This window comes from Curtobacterium sp. MCSS17_008, from assembly GCF_003234185.1.
In the GTDB taxonomy this organism is placed as follows: Bacteria; Actinomycetota; Actinomycetes; order Actinomycetales; family Microbacteriaceae; genus Curtobacterium.
On the sequence record NZ_QKSM01000001.1, the window covers coordinates 498,311 to 515,062 of the forward strand.

General features: G+C 71.3%; 16 protein-coding genes. 1 reads left to right on the forward strand and 15 read right to left on the reverse strand.

Going from position 1 to position 16,752, the window contains the following annotated elements; all coding sequences use genetic code 11:
• Nucleotides 1-2: 2 nt before the first annotated feature.
• The 6 genes from DEJ23_RS02270 to DEJ23_RS02295 all read right to left on the reverse strand — a co-directional run bounded on the left by DEJ23_RS02270 (nt 3) and on the right by DEJ23_RS02295 (nt 4,222).
• On the reverse strand, nt 3-557 hold the full coding sequence (locus DEJ23_RS02270; RefSeq protein WP_111226178.1) for a F0F1 ATP synthase subunit B: 555 nt from the start codon (nt 555-557) through the stop codon (nt 3-5).
• A 9-nt stretch (nt 558-566) separates the two neighbouring features.
• Nucleotides 567-803: an ATP synthase F0 subunit C gene (atpE, locus tag DEJ23_RS02275; protein WP_027465781.1), complete on the reverse strand. Its 237-nt coding sequence runs from the start codon at nt 801-803 to the stop codon at nt 567-569.
• A 56-nt stretch (nt 804-859) separates the two neighbouring features.
• A complete protein-coding gene (gene atpB / locus DEJ23_RS02280; protein ID WP_111238607.1) occupies nt 860-1,645 on the reverse strand; it encodes a F0F1 ATP synthase subunit A in 786 nt (261 codons plus the stop codon).
• A gap of 179 nt (nt 1,646-1,824) precedes the next feature.
• Nucleotides 1,825-2,328, reverse strand: a complete 504-nt coding sequence (locus DEJ23_RS15580) for a hypothetical protein (protein ID WP_111238608.1) — start codon at nt 2,326-2,328, stop codon at nt 1,825-1,827.
• Nucleotides 2,325-3,551 carry an MraY family glycosyltransferase gene (locus tag DEJ23_RS02290; RefSeq protein WP_111238609.1) on the reverse strand — a complete coding sequence of 409 codons (1,227 nt, stop codon included), beginning with the start codon at nt 3,549-3,551 and terminating at the stop codon, nt 2,325-2,327. Before DEJ23_RS02290 ends, DEJ23_RS15580 begins: the two co-directional genes overlap by 4 nt.
• Nucleotides 3,548-4,222 carry an L-threonylcarbamoyladenylate synthase gene (locus DEJ23_RS02295; RefSeq protein WP_111238610.1) on the reverse strand — a complete coding sequence of 225 codons (675 nt, stop codon included), beginning with the start codon at nt 4,220-4,222 and terminating at the stop codon, nt 3,548-3,550. Before DEJ23_RS02295 ends, DEJ23_RS02290 begins: the two co-directional genes overlap by 4 nt.
• Before the next feature lie 36 nt (nt 4,223-4,258).
• Between DEJ23_RS02295 and DEJ23_RS02300 the strand changes: the two genes are divergently transcribed.
• Nucleotides 4,259-4,903: an HAD family phosphatase gene (locus tag DEJ23_RS02300; RefSeq protein ID WP_146240170.1), complete on the forward strand. Its 645-nt coding sequence runs from the start codon at nt 4,259-4,261 to the stop codon at nt 4,901-4,903.
• A gap of 39 nt (nt 4,904-4,942) precedes the next feature.
• Here DEJ23_RS02300 and prmC read toward each other — a convergent pair whose 3' ends face one another.
• The 9 genes from prmC to argS form a co-directional block, all read right to left on the reverse strand.
• Entirely contained in the window at nt 4,943-5,821 is an 879-nt protein-coding gene (prmC, locus tag DEJ23_RS02305) for a peptide chain release factor N(5)-glutamine methyltransferase (protein WP_111238612.1), read from the reverse strand.
• Nucleotides 5,822-5,834: 13 nt separating this feature from the next.
• Entirely contained in the window at nt 5,835-6,917 is a 1,083-nt protein-coding gene (prfA, locus tag DEJ23_RS02310) for a peptide chain release factor 1 (protein WP_111238613.1), read from the reverse strand.
• 3 nt (nt 6,918-6,920) lie between these two features.
• Entirely contained in the window at nt 6,921-9,062 is a 2,142-nt protein-coding gene (gene rho / locus DEJ23_RS02315) for a transcription termination factor Rho (RefSeq protein WP_111238614.1), read from the reverse strand.
• Nucleotides 9,063-9,252: 190 nt separating this feature from the next.
• Nucleotides 9,253-10,167, reverse strand: a complete 915-nt coding sequence (thrB, locus tag DEJ23_RS02320; RefSeq protein ID WP_258375225.1) for a homoserine kinase — start codon at nt 10,165-10,167, stop codon at nt 9,253-9,255.
• Nucleotides 10,168-10,241: 74 nt separating this feature from the next.
• Nucleotides 10,242-11,321 carry a threonine synthase gene (gene thrC / locus DEJ23_RS02325; RefSeq protein WP_111238616.1) on the reverse strand — a complete coding sequence of 360 codons (1,080 nt, stop codon included), beginning with the start codon at nt 11,319-11,321 and terminating at the stop codon, nt 10,242-10,244.
• Between the two features lie 50 nt (nt 11,322-11,371).
• A complete protein-coding gene (locus tag DEJ23_RS02330; RefSeq protein ID WP_111238617.1) occupies nt 11,372-12,691 on the reverse strand; it encodes a homoserine dehydrogenase in 1,320 nt (439 codons plus the stop codon).
• A gap of 46 nt (nt 12,692-12,737) precedes the next feature.
• Nucleotides 12,738-14,147, reverse strand: coding sequence for a diaminopimelate decarboxylase (lysA, locus tag DEJ23_RS02335; RefSeq protein WP_111238618.1), 1,410 nt, complete (start codon nt 14,145-14,147; stop codon nt 12,738-12,740).
• A 55-nt stretch (nt 14,148-14,202) separates the two neighbouring features.
• Nucleotides 14,203-14,958 (reverse strand): LmeA family phospholipid-binding protein, encoded by a 756-nt coding sequence (locus tag DEJ23_RS02340; protein ID WP_111238619.1) that lies wholly within the window; start codon nt 14,956-14,958, stop codon nt 14,203-14,205.
• 93 nt (nt 14,959-15,051) lie between these two features.
• The gene (gene argS, locus DEJ23_RS02345; RefSeq protein ID WP_111238620.1) at nt 15,052-16,722 is read right to left on the reverse strand and encodes an arginine--tRNA ligase; all 1,671 of its coding nucleotides are present in this window, start codon (nt 16,720-16,722) and stop codon (nt 15,052-15,054) included.
• Nucleotides 16,723-16,752: the final 30 nt, after the last annotated feature.

Consider the following 16,752-nt stretch of genomic DNA (forward strand, 5'->3'; position numbering starts at 1 on the left):
GGTCAGCGCTCCCCGGCCGTCTGGCCCTGCGACGCCTCGAGGTCGGCGAGGAAGCGGTCGACGACCGCAGCCGACTTCGCGTCGTCCTTGAGGGACTCCCCGATCACACCGGAGGCGAGGTCGAGGGCGAGGGTGCCCACCTCGCTTCGCAGCGACTGGAGCGCGCTCTGACGCTCGGCCTCGATCTGCGCCTGGGCGTTGGCGGTGATGCGTGCTGCATCGGCCTGCGCCTGCTCGCGGACCTCGTTGCCGATCGCGGTCGCGTCGGCGCGGGCCTGCTCGCGGATCCGCGACGCCTCGGCACGCGCGTCGGCGAGCTGCTTGTTGTACTCGTCGAGTGCAGCGGCGGCCTGCTCCTGAGCGGCCTCCGCCTTCTTGATGCCACCCTCGATGGCCTCGGTGCGCTCATCGAGCATCTTCGTGATGCGCGGCGTCACGACGCGCCACATCACGAGGAAGATGATGACGAAGGCCACCGCGGACCACACGATGTCGTACACCGGTGGGATCAGCGGATTGTGGGTCTCCTCCGCCGCGATGATGAGTGCAGTCTGCATCGAGAAGCCTTAGTTGGTGAAGATGAAGTACGTCGCGATACCGATGAAGGCCAGGGCCTCCGTGAAGGCGATACCGATGTACATGAGGGTCGTCAGACGGCCCTGGAGCTCCGGCTGGCGAGCGACGGACTCGATCGTCTTGCCGACGACGATGCCCACGCCGATGGCCGGACCGATCGCGGCGAGGCCGTAGCCCACCGTTGCGATGTTGCCGTTGATCTCCGCGAGAACGGTCGTTGCGTCCACGTGTTTTCCTTTCGAGTGCGGCCCGACGGATGTCGTGCCGTATGGGGGTCAGTAGGTCAGTGCTCGTCAGCCAGCGCCAGCTGGATGTACACAGCGGTCAGCAGCATGAAGACGTACGCCTGCAGCAGCGCGACGAGGATCTCGAAGAAGCTGAACGCGATGCCGAACGCCAGGGTCCCGATGCCGAAGAGCTTGAACAGGCTCTCGGCGTCGAAGAAGAAGAACCAGGTGGCCGAGAAGAAGAGCACCAGGAGGAGGTGACCGACGACCATGTTCATCAGGAGTCGCAGCGTCAGCGTCACCGGACGGAGCACGAAGGTCGAGACGAGCTCGATCGGCGTCACGATGATGTAGAGGTACCACGGCACGCCGGGCGGGAAGAGCGCGTTCCGGAGGAACGTGCCCGGGTGCTTGCGCAGACCCGCGTAGATGAACGCGACGTACGCGACGATCGCGAGGATCATCGGCATCGCGATGCGGCTGGTGCCGGCGATGTTCATGAACGGGATGAGACCCGTCAGGTTCATGAAGAGCACACCGAAGAAGATGGTGGCGAGGAGCGGCAGGAAGCGCTTGCCGTCCTTCTCACCGAGGTTGTCGAAGGTGTTGCGGCGGACGACGTCGAACGCGTACTCGATGAAGGCCTGTCCGCGGTTCGGGACCAGCTTCAGCGCACGGGTCCCGACGAACGCGAAGACGAGCAGCACGGCCACCGCGAACAGGCGGATGAGGACGATGCGGTCCATCTCGATCGGGGTCCCGGCGAAGAAGATCGGGTCCGGGAAGAACTCGTTGATCGACGGACCATGGAATTCGGCGGCCTTGCTGCTCCCCGCCGCCACGGTGTTGGCCGCGGCGGTGAGGGACAGGGGAAGAGCGTGGGATAGCAGCGCTGTCTCCTGTGTCGGCGCGCGCACACACGGCACGCGATGGTGGACTTTGTGGAGGCTCGTCCGCTCCGAGCGAGGCTCCGGACGCGGACTTCGAGAAGCCTATCAGGTGCGAGAGGCTTCTCGGGCTCTCAGGGGCGGGGGGTGTCGTTCCCAGCGTCGGCGGAGCCGCCGGACGCGGACGAGCCACCGTCACCGGGCAGGGCCACGCCGATCGGGATGCGGGCCTTCGCCACGGCGACGACGTCGATCACCAGGGAGCCGACGACCCCGACGATGATGACGACGGCGAGCACCGGGAAGTCCACCCAGGCACGGTCGCGCAGCGCGATGAGGACCACCAGGAACAGCACGAACTTCAGGATCCACGTGCCCATCACGATGCCGAAGAAGGCGCCCGAGATCATCTGCCCCTTCGACACCCGGAGAGCGACCAGGACCGAGACGGCGGTGAGGCCGAGGAAGACCACGCTGAGCACGGCGCCGAGCAGACCGCCCGCGAGACCCGGCGTGCCGGCGACGACGAGTCCCGTGACTCCCCCGACGACGGCCAGGGCGACGGCGAGCACGGCCGCCCAGATGAGGATCCGGCGGAACACCGGCCGGACGTGGTCGAGGGCGTTCGGTGCGGTCACGAGGGGTCTCCAGGGATCGATCGTTCGTTGGCGGCGCGGTCGAGCGGGTCGAGGCTGGCGTCGACCACGGTGTTCGAGCGGGTGGCGGCCTGCGCGGCGAACTCGGCGCGCTTGCGGCCGAGCGGGGCGAAGGTGGCGATCGCGCACACGGTGAAGCCCACGGCGACGAAGGTCACGACCCAGTACCACTCGACGAACAGGAACAGCAGGCACCCGAAGGCGACCGTCGCCGTCCATGCGTAGAAGACGAGCACGGCGTGGAAGTGCGAGTGCCCCATGTCGAGCAGGCGGTGGTGCAGGTGCTTGCGGTCGGCCGAGAACGGCGACTTCCCCGCACTCAGACGGCGGGTGACGGCGAGGCCGAAGTCGAGGATCGGCACGATCAGGATCGCGAACGGCAGCAGGATCGGGATGAACGCCGGCAGCAGGGCCTGGCGGGTCTGGATCACCGCCGGGTCGATGTTGCCCGTCACCGAGACGGCGCTCGTGGCCATGAGGAACCCCACGAGCAGCGCCCCCGCGTCGCCCATGAAGAGCTTCGCCGGGTGCCAGTTGAGGACGAGGAAGCCGCAGCAGGCACCCACGAGCACCGCCGTCAGCAGCGACGGCAGGTTGAAGAAGAACTCCGTCTGCACGACCACGCGGTTGATGAAGAACGTGTAGAGGAAGAACACGCCGCCCGCGATGATCGCGACGCCCGCGACCAGGCCGTCGAGTCCGTCGATGAAGTTCACCGCGTTCATCACGAGCACGACGGCGAGCACGGTGAAGATCAGGCTCATGTACGACGACCCGACGCCGAGCGTGTTGCCGATCGGCAAGGAGACGATCGCCACGCCCTGCCACGCCAGGATCCCCGCGGCGATGATCTGCCCGGCGAGCTTCGTCATCCAGTCGAGGTCCCAGATGTCGTCGGCGACGCCGAGCACCACGATGATCGTCGCCCCGGCCAGGACCGCGAGGACGCGACCCGGCTCCGAGAACACCAGCCGGAAGTAGTCGGTACCGGCGATCGACGGGAAGAGGAACCAGGCCGCCAGGAGCGAGACGATGACCCCGAGGTACATCGCGATGCCGCCCAACCGGGGCGTGGGCGTGCGGTGCACGTCACGCTCGCGGACCTTGGGGTACCAGCCGTACCGCAGGCCGAGCTTCCACACCGCCCAGCTGCACACGAAGCTCACGACGGCCGCGATGGCCCCCGCGAGCAGGTAGTACTTCACGTCACCAGGTCGGCTCCGACGACCCGGACGATGTCCTCGTCGGCGATCACCCCGTGCCGCACGATCGTGAGCTTCCCGCCGGTGGACAGCGCGGTCGCGTCCACGATCGTGGAGCCGGTCGACGCTGCGAAGCCGTCGTGCAGCGCGAGCGGGCCGCCGTCGAGGTACACCGACACACTGTCGCCGAGCATCGACTCGGCCTGGTCGACGTCCATCGCTGCGGGGTCGCCGGTGAAGTTGGCGGACGACACCGCGAGCGGCCCGACCTCCTGCAGGAGCTCGAGGGCGATCCGCGAGTCGGGCATGCGCAGGGCGACGGTGCCCCGGGTCTCCCCCAGGTCCCAGTCGAGCGACGGCTGCGCACGGAGGATCACGGTGAGCCCGCCCGGCCAGAACTCGTCCACGAGGTCGCGCACCTGCTGCGGGATCTCGGTCGCCAGGGCCTCGAGCGTCGGCGGCCCGGGGATGAGGACGGGCGGCGGCGACTGGCGCGTGCGGCCCTTCGCGTCGAGCAGCCGCTGGACGGCGGTCGCGCTGAAGGCGTCCGCAGCGACGCCGTAGACGGTGTCGGTGGGGACGACGACGAGCTCGCCCCGCCCGAGCGCGGCACGTGCGAGCCGCATCCCGGTCAGGAGCCCGTCGGGGTCGGTGCAGTCGTATCGGGAGGCCATGACTCGACGATGATAGTGCGCCACAATGGTGCCATCGTGAACGAGACGCCCGCGCCCCGACTCCTGTTCCTCTTCGACATGGACGAGGTGCTCGTCCGGTACGACTGGCGCGTCCGCATGGCGGCCCTCGCCGAGTACACCGGGCACTCCTTCGACGAGCTCCGTCGTCGCTGGTGGGACTGCGGGGACGAGGCCCGTGCCGAGGCCGGGCACTACGCCGACGGCGACGCGTACCTGGCCGCGTTCACCGAGGCGATGGGCTGCGACGTGCCCGAGGCGGACTGGGCCCGGATCCGGGGTGCGGCGATGTCGGAGCTCCCCGAGCGGATCGAGGCGGTGCGGATCGCCGCGGAGCACGGGCGCGTCGGCCTGCTCACGAACAACGGTCCGCTGGCCGGACGCTGGATCGGTCGCTGGGCGCCGTCCCTGCCCCCGCTGTTCGGCGAGCACCTGGACACGACGAGCAACTTCGGCGCGCGGAAGCCCGAACCCGAGGTCTTCGAGCGGGCGCTCGCCCACCACGGGGTCTCCGCCGAGCACACGTTCTTCGCCGACGACATGCCGGTCAACGTGGAGGGGGCACGCCGCGTCGGCATCCACGCGGTGCTCGTCGACGAGCACACCGACCTGCGCACGGCGGTCCGCGACTTCGTCGCCGCGCGCACCACCCAGCTCGCCTGAGCAGCTCCGGGACGGCCGGGAGGCGCGGCGCCGGTCCGACTAGCGGGTCGCGGTGGTCGTCCGGTCGCGCCCGGTCAGGTCGACGTGCGTCTCCGGGGACCGGAACCCCCGACGGGCGAGGACCTCGCGCACGCCGGCACCCTGCTGCTCCGCGTGCTCGATGACGAGCAGCCCGCCCGGCACGAGCAGGCGCCAGGCCGTCCCGGTCAGCGCGCGCACCGCGTCGAGACCGTCCGCTCCCCCGTACAGCGCGAGCGCGGGGTCGTGGTCGCGGACCTCGGGATCGACCGGCACCATGTCGTCGGGCACGTACGGCGGGTTCGACACCACGACCGACACCGTCCCGTCGAGTTCGGGCAGCGCGTCGGCGAGGTCCCCCTCGACGAGCCGCACCGTGCCGCCGTGCGCGTCGACGTTGCGCCGGGTCCACGGCAGGGCGTCCGACGAGCGCTCGACCGCGTAGACCACGGCGTTCGGCACCTCGGTGTCCATCGCGATGGCGATCGCGCCGCTCCCGGAACCCAGGTCCACGGCGACCGGGGCCGGTACTGCGGTGGCGCGGAGCGCGTCGATCGCGAACTGCACGACACCCTCGGTCTCCGGCCGCGGGACGAAGACGCCGGGTCCCACCGCGAGGGTGAGCGCGCGGAAGTGCGCCTCGCCCGTGACGTGCTGCAGCGGCTCGCGGGTCGCGCGCCGGGCGACCGCGTGCCGGAACCGCTCGACGTGCTCGGAGGCGATCGCGCCCCCGGTCAGCGCGCGCGCCTGCACCGCACCGCGCGACGTGTCGGTCGCCCAGGCGAGCAGGAGCTCGGCGTCCACCTGCGGGGTCGGCACGCCGGACGCACCGAGCGCCGCGGCCGCCTCCCTGAGGAGACGGTCCGCGGCGAACGTGCCGGCCGCGGCGTCGTCGGTCACGCGGCGGTCCCCATCAGGCGTCCTGGTCGCCGATGGCGGCCAGTCGGGCCTCTTCGTCCGCCGCGATGGCGGACCGGACGACGGGCTCGAGCGCGCCGTTCATCACGCGGTCCAGGTCGTACGCCTTGTACCCGGTGCGGTGGTCCGCGATGCGGTTCTCCGGGAAGTTGTACGTGCGGATGCGCTCCGACCGGTCCATGCCGCGGATCTGCGACCTGCGCGCGTCCGAGGCGATGGCGTCGAGCTCCTCCTGCTGCTTCGCGAGGATGCGGGCACGCAGGACGCGCATCGCCGCCTCACGGTTCTGCAACTGCGACTTCTCGTTCTGCATCGCCACCGTGATGCCCGTGGGCAGGTGCGTGATGCGGACCGCGGAGTCCGTCGTGTTGACGGACTGTCCACCGGGGCCGGAGGACCGGTAGACGTCGATCTTCAGGTCGTTCTGGTTGATCTGCACCTCTTCGGGCTCGTCGACCTCGGGGAAGACGAGCACGCCCGTGGTCGACGTGTGGATGCGGCCCTGCGACTCGGTCGCCGGCACGCGCTGGACGCGGTGCACGCCGCCCTCGTACTTCAGGTGCGCCCAGACGCCCTGCGACGGGTCGGTCGCGTTCGACTTGATCGCCACCTGGACGTCCTTGTAGCCGCCCAGGTCCGACTCGGTGCGCTCGAGGAGCTCGACCTTCCAGCCCTTCGACTCGGCGTAGTGCGAGTACATGCGCAGGAGGTCGGCCGCGAACAACGCGGACTCCTCGCCGCCCTCGCCGCCCTTGATCTCCATGATGACGTCACGGCCGTCGTCCGGGTCGCGCGGGATGAGCAGCCGACGGAGACGCTCCTGGCGCTCCGTCAGCTGCTCCTCGAGCGCGGGGACCTCGTCCGCGAACGCCTCGTCCTCGCGGGCGAGCTCCTGTGCGGCGGCGAGGTCGTTCCCCGCCGCCTGCCAGGCCTCGTACGCGGCCTTGATCTGGCTGAGCTCGGCGTACCGCCGGTTCACCTTCTTCGCCCGGGCGGCATCGGCGTGGAGCGCGGGGTCCGACAGCTGCTGCGTCAGGTCCTCGTGTTCCGCCAGCAGCCCCGCTACCGACTCGAACACGCCCTACTCCTGGTGGCCGTTGTGGTGGCCGCCGGTCGTCGGGACCGACTTCTGCACCTGGACCAGGAACTCGACGTTCGACTGCGTCTCCTTGAGGTTCCGGAGGACGACGTCGAGCGCCTGCTGCGGGTCGAGGCCCGCGAGCGCGCGGCGGAGGCGCCACGTGATCTCGACCTCGTCGGCGGAGAGCAGCTGCTCCTCGCGACGGGTGCCCGAGGCGTTGATGTCGACGGCCGGGAAGATCCGCTTGTCGGCGAGGTGCCGGTTGAGGCGGAGCTCCATGTTGCCGGTGCCCTTGAACTCCTCGAAGATCACCTCGTCCATCTTCGAACCGGTCTCGACGAGCGCGGTCGCGAGGATGGTCAGCGAGCCGCCGTCCTCGATGTTGCGGGCTGCACCGAAGAAGCGCTTCGGCGGGTAGAGCGCCGCCGAGTCGACGCCGCCGGAGAGCACGCGACCCGAGGCCGGGGTCGCCAGGTTGTAGGCGCGGCCCAGGCGGGTGATCGAGTCGAGCAGCACGACGACGTCGTGGCCGAGCTCGACCAGGCGCTTCGCACGCTCGATGGCGAGCTCGGCGACGGTGGTGTGGTCCTCGGCCGGACGGTCGAAGGTCGAGGCGATGACCTCGCCCTTCACCGAACGCTGCATGTCGGTGACCTCTTCGGGCCGCTCGTCCACGAGGACGACCATGAGGTGCGCCTCGGGGTTGTTCTTCGCGATCGCGTTGGCGATGGCCTGCAGGACGACGGTCTTGCCGGCCTTGGGCGGCGAGACGATGAGGCCGCGCTGGCCCTTGCCGATCGGGGCGACGAGGTCGATGATCCGGGTCGAGAGCTTCTGCGGCTCGGTCTCCAGGCGCAGGCGCTCGTTGGGGTAGAGCGGCGTGAGGTCCTGGAAGTCGACGCGCGCTGCCGCCTCGTCCGCGGTCTGGCCGTTGACGGTGTCGACCTTGACGAGCGCGTTGTACTTCTGGCGGCTCTGCTGCTCGTTGTCCCGCGGCTGCTTGATGGCGCCGACGACCGCGTCGCCCTTGCGCAGGTGGTACTTCTTCACCTGGCCGAGCGACACGTAGACGTCGCTCGGGCCGGGCAGGTACCCGGTGGTGCGGACGAACGCGTAGTTGTCGAGCACGTCGAGGATGCCCGCGATCGGGATGAGGACGTCGTCCTCGGTGATCTCCGGCTCGAACTCGTCGTTCTGCCCACCGCGGCCGCGCTTGCGGTCGCGCTGACGACGCCCGCGGCCCGTCTCGGCCTCGTCGCCGGACTGCTGCTTCTGCTGACCGTTCTGCTGCTGGCCGTTCTGCTTCTGCTGGCGGTCGTCCTGCTTCGCGTCGGCCTTCTGCTCGCCCTGCTGGCCGTTCTTGCCGCCCTGCTGACCGTTCTGCTGCTGACCGCCCTGCTGCTCGCCGTTCTGCTGCTCGCCGTTCTCGGCGCTCTGCCCGCGGCCACGGCCGCGCCCACGGCTGCGGCGACCGCGGCGCGAACCGCCCTCGCCCTGCTGGTCGGACTGTTCCGACTGCTCGCCCTGCTCGGGGGCCGAGGTCGGCTGCTCGACGGAGGCGTCGGACTCCCGCTGCGCCGCGTCCTGCTGCTGGGCACCGTCCTGCTGCTGGGCGCCGTTCTGCTGGGCGGCGTCCTGACCGCCGCGACGGCCACGACGACGACCGGTCTGCGCGGCTTCTTCGGCGTCCCGCTCGGCACGCACCTGGTCGAGACCAGCGAGCAGGTCCTCGGTACCGGTGTGGCCGTGGTTGGTGTGCTCGGCAGCCGAGGTCGGCCCGGCGTTCACCGTGCCGCCCGACGAGGCACGGCGCGAACGACGCCCACGCGGCTCGGCGGTCGCCTGCTCAGCGGCGGGCTCCGCACCGACGGGCTCGGGCGCCTCGTCGGCGGCCGGGGAGGTCGCCGGGGCGGCGAGCGTCGGCTGCTCCGCCGGCGCGGCCTGCTCCGCCACCGGCTCGTCGGCGCCGGTGGCTGCGGACTCGGGACGCTTGTCCTCGATCGACGCGATGAGGTCGCCCTTGCGGAGCTTGGAGAGCCCGGTGATGCCGAGCGAGGAGGCGATGCGCTGGAGCTCCGGCAGGCGGAGAGCACGCAGATCGCTGGGGATCTCCACCGCGGTGGAGTCGTTGACGTTCGTCAAGGTGGGTGTTTCCTTTCGAACCGCAGAACGCGGAGAGTTTCCACCGTCCCGGTGCACGGATGCGCTCCGGATGAACGCTGCGACCGCCGTTCAGACGACGGACCGGGATTCGGTGATCAGAAAGAGAGTGCCCCCGCGCACCGGACCCTGCGCCAGCGCGGATGGGTCCGGTGCGGATCAGTCCTTGCGCCTACGCGGGATCGGCTTCGAGCGCCGAGTGCGGCACCACTGTAGCACCACCGAGGTCGACGGCCAGCATGAGCGGCCGCCAGTCGGACTGTGCGTGTCGCGCGACCAGGTCGGCCGCGGTGAGGCGCTGCGAGGGGTCGCTGCCCAGGACGAGCAGGCTCGGCCCCGCGCCCGACACGACCGCGGCCAGCCCGTGTTGCCGGAGCAGCCCGATGAGCGCGTCGGTCTCCGGCATGGCGCTCGCGCGGTACGCCTGGTGCAGGCGGTCCTCGGTCGCGGCGAGCAGCAGCTCGGGGCTCTGGATGAGCGCCGCGACCAACAGGGCCGAGCGGGACACGTTGAACGCGGCGTCCTCGTGCGGCACGCTCGCCGGCTGCAGGGAGCGTGCCAGCTTCGTCGACAGGGTCGACGTCGGCACGAACACCACGGGCGAGACGCCGCGGTGCACGAGCAGCCGCTTGACCGCCGGGCCCTCCGCCGTCATCCAGGCGATGGTGAGGCCGCCGAAGAGCGCGGGCGCGACGTTGTCCGGGTGGCCCTCCATCTCGGTGGCGAGGGTCAGCAGGGTCGACGCGTCGAGGTCGACGATCCCCTCGAGCAGCCCACGTGCGGCCATGAGACCGGCGACGATCGCCGCGGCCGAGGACCCCATGCCACGACCGTGCGCGATCGCGTTGACCGCGTGCAGCTCGAGGCCCGGCTGCTGGATGCCGGCGTGCGCCAGCCCGCGACGGACGGCCTGCACCACGAGGTTCGCGTCGTCGGTGGCGACCTCGCCGGCGCCGACGCCCTCGACCGTCACCGTCGCGCCGGGCTCGGGGCGGACGCGGACGACGACCTCGTCGTAGACCGAGAGCGCCAGGCCGAGCGAGTCGAAGCCCGGACCGAGGTTCGCGGAGGTCGCCGGGACCCGCACGCGGACCGCCCGTCCGGCCGGTACAGCGTTGCGGGCGGTCGCGCCCTCCCCCGGTCCGGACGAGCGGTCGGGGCTCACGCGGAGCCGACCAGTCCGAGCACCTCGGCGACCGACTTCGTGTCGACCGGGACGCTCGTCGGAGCGACCTCACCGCCGTCCTGCGTGCGGAGGGCCCACTGCGGGTCCTTGAGGCCGTGGCCCGTCACGGTGATGACGACCTTCGCGCCCTGCGGCACGACGCCCGCGTCCGCGCGCTCGAGGAGCCCGGCGACGCCGATGGCCGACGCCGGCTCGACGAAGACGCCGACCTCGGCGGACAGGATGCGGTGCGCCGCGAGGATGCCCTCGTCGGTGATGGCGCCGAAGTAGCCGTCGGTCTCGTCGCGTGCCTCGAGCGCGTACTGCCACGACGCCGGGTTGCCGATGCGGATCGCCGAGGCGATGGTGTCCGGGTGGCGCACGACCTCGCCGGAGACGATCGGGGCGGAGCCCGCTGCCTGGAAGCCGAACATCCGCGGCATCCTCGTCGAGCGGCCGGCGGCGACGTCCTCGCGGTAGCCGCGGGAGTACGCGGTGTAGTTGCCCGCGTTGCCGACCGGCAGGAAGTGGAAGTCCGGTGCGTCGCCGAGCACGTCGACGACCTCGAACGCGGCGGTCTTCTGACCCTCGATGCGGTCGTTGTTGACCGAGTTGACCAGGTGCACCGGGTAGTTCTCGGCGAGGTCGCGCGCGATGTCGAGGCAGTCGTCGAAGTTGCCCTGCACCTGCAGCAGCTGGGCGTCGTGCGCGACGGCCTGGCTGAGCTTGCCCATCGCGATCTTGCCCTCGGGCACGAGCACCGCGGCGGTGATGCCCGCGTGCGTGGCGTACGCGGCCGCCGAGGCGCTGGTGTTGCCGGTCGAGGCGCAGATGACGGCCTTCGCACCGTGCTCGACGGCCTTCGAGATGGCCATCGTCATGCCGCGGTCCTTGAACGACCCGGTCGGGTTCATGCCCTCGAACTTCACGTACACGTCGGCGCCGGTGCGCTCGGACAGGCGGCGAGCCGGGATGAGCGGGGTGCCGCCCTCGCCGAGGGTGACGACGGGCGTCGCCTCGCTGACGTCGAGGCGGTCGGCGTACTCGCGCAGGACTCCCTGCCACTGGTGGGCCATCAGGCTCTCCTTGTTCGGTGTTGTGCAGTCGGGGGCGGACGGTCGGGGGCTCAGACCCCGACGACCCGGAGGACGCTGGTGATCTCGACGACGACGTCCTCGTTCCGGAGCGCGACGACCGTCGCGGCCAGGTCGGACTCGCGGGCCAGGTGGGTCCCGATGACGAGGTTCGCGGTGCCGGCCGTGCCGTCACCCGGGTCGGTGGCGGCGGACTGCTCGACGGTCTCGACGCTGACACCGTGCGTCGCCAGGACGCCGGCGACGGTCGACAGCACGCCGGGGGCGTCCGCCACGTGCAGCGTGATCTGGTAGCGCGTCCGGACGGTGCCGATCGGGAAGACGGGCAGTGCCGACTGCGTCGACTCCGCGATGCCCGGGCCACCGATGACGTGTCGGCGTGCCGCGGACACCAGGTCGCCGAGGACCGCCGACGCCGTCTCGACACCACCGGCACCCGCGCCGTAGAACATGAGGTCGCCGGCGGCCTCCGCCTCGACGAACACGGCGTTCTTCGCGCCGTGCACGCTCGCGAGCGGGTGCGACTCCGGCACGAGCGCCGGGTAGACGCGGGCACTGACGCCCTCGACGCCGTCCTCGTCGGTCAGGCGCTCGGCGGTCGCCAGGATCTTCACGACGTAGCCGGCCTTGCGCGCGGCACGGACCTGCTCGATGGTGACGGCGGTGATCCCCTCGCGGTGCACGGCGGCCAGGGGCACCGACGTGTGGAACGCGAGCGAGGCCAGGATGGCGGCCTTCTGCGCCGCGTCGTAGCCCTCGACGTCGGCGGTCGGGTCGGCCTCGGCGTACCCGAGCTCCGTCGCGGTGGACAGGGCGGCCTCGAACGTGGACCCCTCACGGTCCATCAGGTCGAGGATGAAGTTGGTGGTGCCGTTGACGATGCCCATGATGCGCTCGATGCGGTCACCCGCGAGCGAGTCGTGCAGCGGGCGGATGATCGGGATCGCGCCGGCGACGGCGGCCTCGTAGTACAGCTGCGCGCCCACCTGCTCGGCGGCGGCGAAGAGCTCGGGGCCGTGGGTCGCGAGGAGCGCCTTGTTGCCGGTGACGACGTCGGCCCCGGACTGCAGCGCCTGGAGCACGAGGGTGCGCGCCGGCTCGATGCCGCCGATGAGCTCGACGACGATGTCGGCACCGAGGATCAGGGCCCCCGCGTCCGTCGTGAAGAGCTCCTTCGGCAGGTCCACGTCGCGCGGGGCGTCCACGTCGCGGACCGCGATGCCGACGAGCTCGAGGCCGGCGCCCGCGCGGGAGGCGAGCTCGTCGCCGTGCTCGAGGAGCAGGCGGGCCACCTGGGAACCGACGGAGCCGGCTCCGAGCAGCGCGACGCGGACATTGCGGTATTCGATCATGTGGTGCGCATTCCTGTGGGTCGGGCGTCAGCCCGGTCGGTCGGGGTCAGCGGCCGGAGCCGGCGACGACCCCCGTGTCGCGGGCGAGCAGGTCGTCGATCGACTCGCCACGGACGAGGATACGGGCTGCGCCGTCCGCGACCGCGACGACCGGCGGACGTCCGACGTGGTTGTAGTTGCTCGCGAGCGACCAGCAGTACGCACCGGTGGCGGCGACGGCGAGCAGGTCGCCGCGGTGCACGTCGCCCGGCAGGTACTCGTCGTTCACCACGACGTCCCCGGACTCGCAGTGCTTCCCGACGACCCGGGTGAGCACCGCGGGCGCGTCGGATCCGCGGGCGAGCCGCGCCGTGTAGTCGGCGCCGTACAGCGCCGGACGTGCGTTGTCGCTCATGCCGCCGTCGACCGAGACGTAGGTACGGGTCGCGGACGTGCCGTCGTCGGTCTCCAGCGCGACGGGCTTGATCGTGCCGACCCGGTAGAGCGTCACGCCTGCGGGGCCGACGATGTAGCGCCCGGGCTCCACCGCGATCTCCGGCACCGGGATGCCCCGCTCCGCACAGGCCTCGGCGACGATCGTCGCGAGGGCCTCGGCGACGTCCTCCGGCGCGAACGCCTCGTCCGCCTCGGTGTAGTCGATGCCCCAGCCCCCGCCGAGGTTGAGCTCCGGCACCGGACCGGACGCCACGAGTTCCGCGTGCACGTCCATCAGGCGGCGCGCGGCCTCGCGGAAACCGGACTCGTCGAAGATCTGCGAACCGATGTGCGAGTGCAGCCCGACGAACGCGAGCGACGGCTCGGCCCGCACGGCGGCGGCGGCCGCGGCCGCCTCGGTCAGGGGGATGCCGAACTTCTGGTCCTCGCGCGCCGTGGCGAGGTACTCGTGCGTCGAGGCGTGCACCCCGCTGTTGATCCGGATGCGGACGCGCTGCACCGTGCCGGCGTCGGCGGCGGCGCGGGCGACGCGGCCGATCTCCTCGTGGCTGTCGAGCACGATCGTGCCGAGCCCCACCTCGACCGCTCGGGCGATCTCGGCGTCGGACTTGTCGTTGCCGTGGAAGCCGAGGAGCGCGGGGTCCGCTCCCCCGGCCAGGGCGACCGCGAGTTCGCCGGCGGTGCAGACGTCGAGGCGGAGACCGGCCTCGGCCATCCACGCGGCGACCTGCGTCGTGAAGAACGCCTTGGCCGCGTAGTAGACGTGGGCACGGGTGCCGATGCGCTCGAACGCCTCGGTGAAGGCGGTGCGGACGCGCGCTGCGCGGGCCTGCACGTCGCGCTCGTCCACCACGTAGAGCGGCGAACCGAACTGCGCGACGAGGTCCGACGCGGTGATGCCGCCGACGACGAGTTCGCCGTCGTCGGTGCGGGTCGCGGAGGCCGGCCAGATGCGCGCGGTCAGGGCGGACGCGTCGGCCGGGAACCGCAGCCGCGGCGGGGCAAGGGGGTTCGCGCTCACGGGACCCGATCCTACCGAGCCGGACCGACCCTCCCGTCCGGTGTTACGCCGACGGTCAGTCGCAGCTGCCGACCGTGCGGAGCCCCTGCTCGGTGAGCGGCAGCGTGTCGGCGGTGACCCGGACCGTGGCCTGCTGCGCGCTGATGTCCAGGGACCGGATGCGCAGCTGCTCGGGCAGGAACTGCGCGGTGCAGACCTCGACGGGGACGTTCGAGACCCCGGGGATCGAACCGACCTCGAGGCCGAGCGCGGAGTTCGTGATCCGCACGCTCTGCGGGGTGATCCTCACGCCACGACCGTCGCGCTGGGTCGCGACGTCGCCCGTCGCAGCGTAGGTGACGTCGTAGCCGAGCACCGCGGTCGACCCGGACAGCTCGACGCCGTCGTCCACGAGCCGCAGCCGGTCGAACAGCGGGCTGTACTTGGCGAGGTCCTTGACACTCGAGGCGGCGAGCGTGACGTGACCGTCGACGTCGTGCACGTCACCCACGCCGTCGACGGGGACGTCGTGCGCCGTGACGTCCGCTGCGAGCGGGATGCCGTCGACCGTCAGGCGGTCCGACGTGATGTCGACGCGGTCGAGCGTTCCGGCGAGCAGCTGCGGGACGACGACGCCGTCCGCGTGGGCGCTGACCTCGCCGGTGGCGCCCTCGGGCAGGGACTGCTCCACCTGGTCGGCGATGGTCCGGTCGACGACGCCGCGCAGGACGAACTCCGCGACGACGACGAGCGCGGCGAGCACGAGCACCAGGACGACGAGGACGACGGGCCAGCGACGGCGCTTCCGGGAGGGCTCGGTGGCTGCGGACATGGCTCCCACCCTGCCAGGCTCCCCCGGCAGCCCGCCTGGGAGGCGTGGGGTGCGCCCGACGAGCGGCGTCGCGTCCCGGCGCCACCGCAGCGACTACATGCGCTCGGGCGCGCTCACCCCGAGGAGACCGAGGCCGTTGCGGACGACCTGACCGGTGGCGTCGTTGAGCCAGAGGCGGGTGCGGTGCAGGTCCGTCACGGCCTCGTCCCCGAGCGGCGTCACACGGCAGGCGTCGTACCAGCGGTGGTACAGCCCGGCGAGCTGCTCGATGTACCGCGCGATGCGGTGCGGCTCACGGAGCTCGGCCGCCTGGCGCACCACGCGGGGGTACTCGGCGAGGGCCCCGAGCAGCGCGCTCTCCGTCTCGTGCGTGAGCAGCGACGCGTCGAACGCCGAGCGGTCCACCCCCGAGGCGGCGGCGTTCCGGGCCACCGACTGCGTGCGGGCGTGGGCGTACTGCACGTAGAACACCGGGTTGTCGTTGGTCCGCTTCGTGAGCAGGTCGAGGTCGATGTCGATCGAGGTGTCGCTCGCGAACCGGACGAGGGCGTACCGACCGGCGTCCACGCCCACGGCGTCGACGAGGTCCTCCATCGACACGATCGTGCCGTTGCGCTTCGACATCCGGAACGGCTGGCCGTCCTTGAGCAGGTTCACCATCTGCCCGATGAGGATCTCGAGGTTCGTGCCCGGCTCGTCCCCGAACGCGGCGCACATGGCCATCATGCGGCCGACGTACCCGTGGTGGTCGGCGCCGAGCATGATGAGGTTCCGCTCGAACCCGCGCTCGCGCTTGTCGAGGTAGTACGCCAGGTCGCCCGCGATGTACGCCGGCTGACCGTCCGACTTGATGACCACGCGGTCCCGGTCGTCGCCGAAGTCGGTCGTGCGGAGCCAGAGCGCGCCCTCGGCCTCGTACATCTTGCCGAGCGACTGCAGCCGGTCGATGGCGCGCTCGACGGCCTTCGACTCGTGCAGCGAGTTCTCGTGGAAGTAGACGTCGAAGTCGACGCCGAAGTCGTGCAGCGACGACTTGATGTCGGCGAACATGAACTCGACGCCCTCGCGGCGGAACAGCTCCTGCGCCTCGTCGCGCGGGAGGTCCCGCACGTCGGTGCCGGCGGGCAGGGTCGCGATGACGCGCGCCGCGATCTCGCCGATGTAGGCGCCGCCGTAGCCGTCCTCGGGGGTGGGCTCGCCGAGTGCCGAGGCGACGAGCGACCGGGCGAAGCGGTCGATCTGGGCACCGTGGTCGTTGAAGTAGTACTCACGGGTGACGAGTCCGCCCTGCGCCTCGAACACGCGCGCCAGGCTGTCACCCACCGCGGCCCAGCGGACGCCGCCCATGTGGATGGGGCCGGTCGGGTTGGCGGAGACGAACTCGAGGTCGATGCGGACGCCGTCGTAGAGGTCGCCGTGCCCGAAGGCGCCGCCCTGCTCGACGATCGTGCGCGCGACCTCGCCGGCGGCAGCGGCCTCGAGCGTGATGTTGATGAAGCCCGGACCGGCGACGTCGACCGAGGCGACGCCGTCGAGCTCGGTCAGCTCACCGGCGATCTCCGTCGCGAGCTCACGCGGGTTCGTGCCGAGGCGCTTCGCGAGCTGCATGGCCGCGTTCGACGCCCAGTCCCCGTGTGCACGGTTCTTCGGCCGCTCGAGGGCCACGTGGGACTCCCCGATCGTCACGGTGTCGGACGCGCCTCGTCGCTCGACGATCCCGGTCAGGATCGACAGGTACGCGGCGGAGAGTTCGGCAGGAGTCACGAGGGTCGAGTCTACCGGGACGCCCAGGTG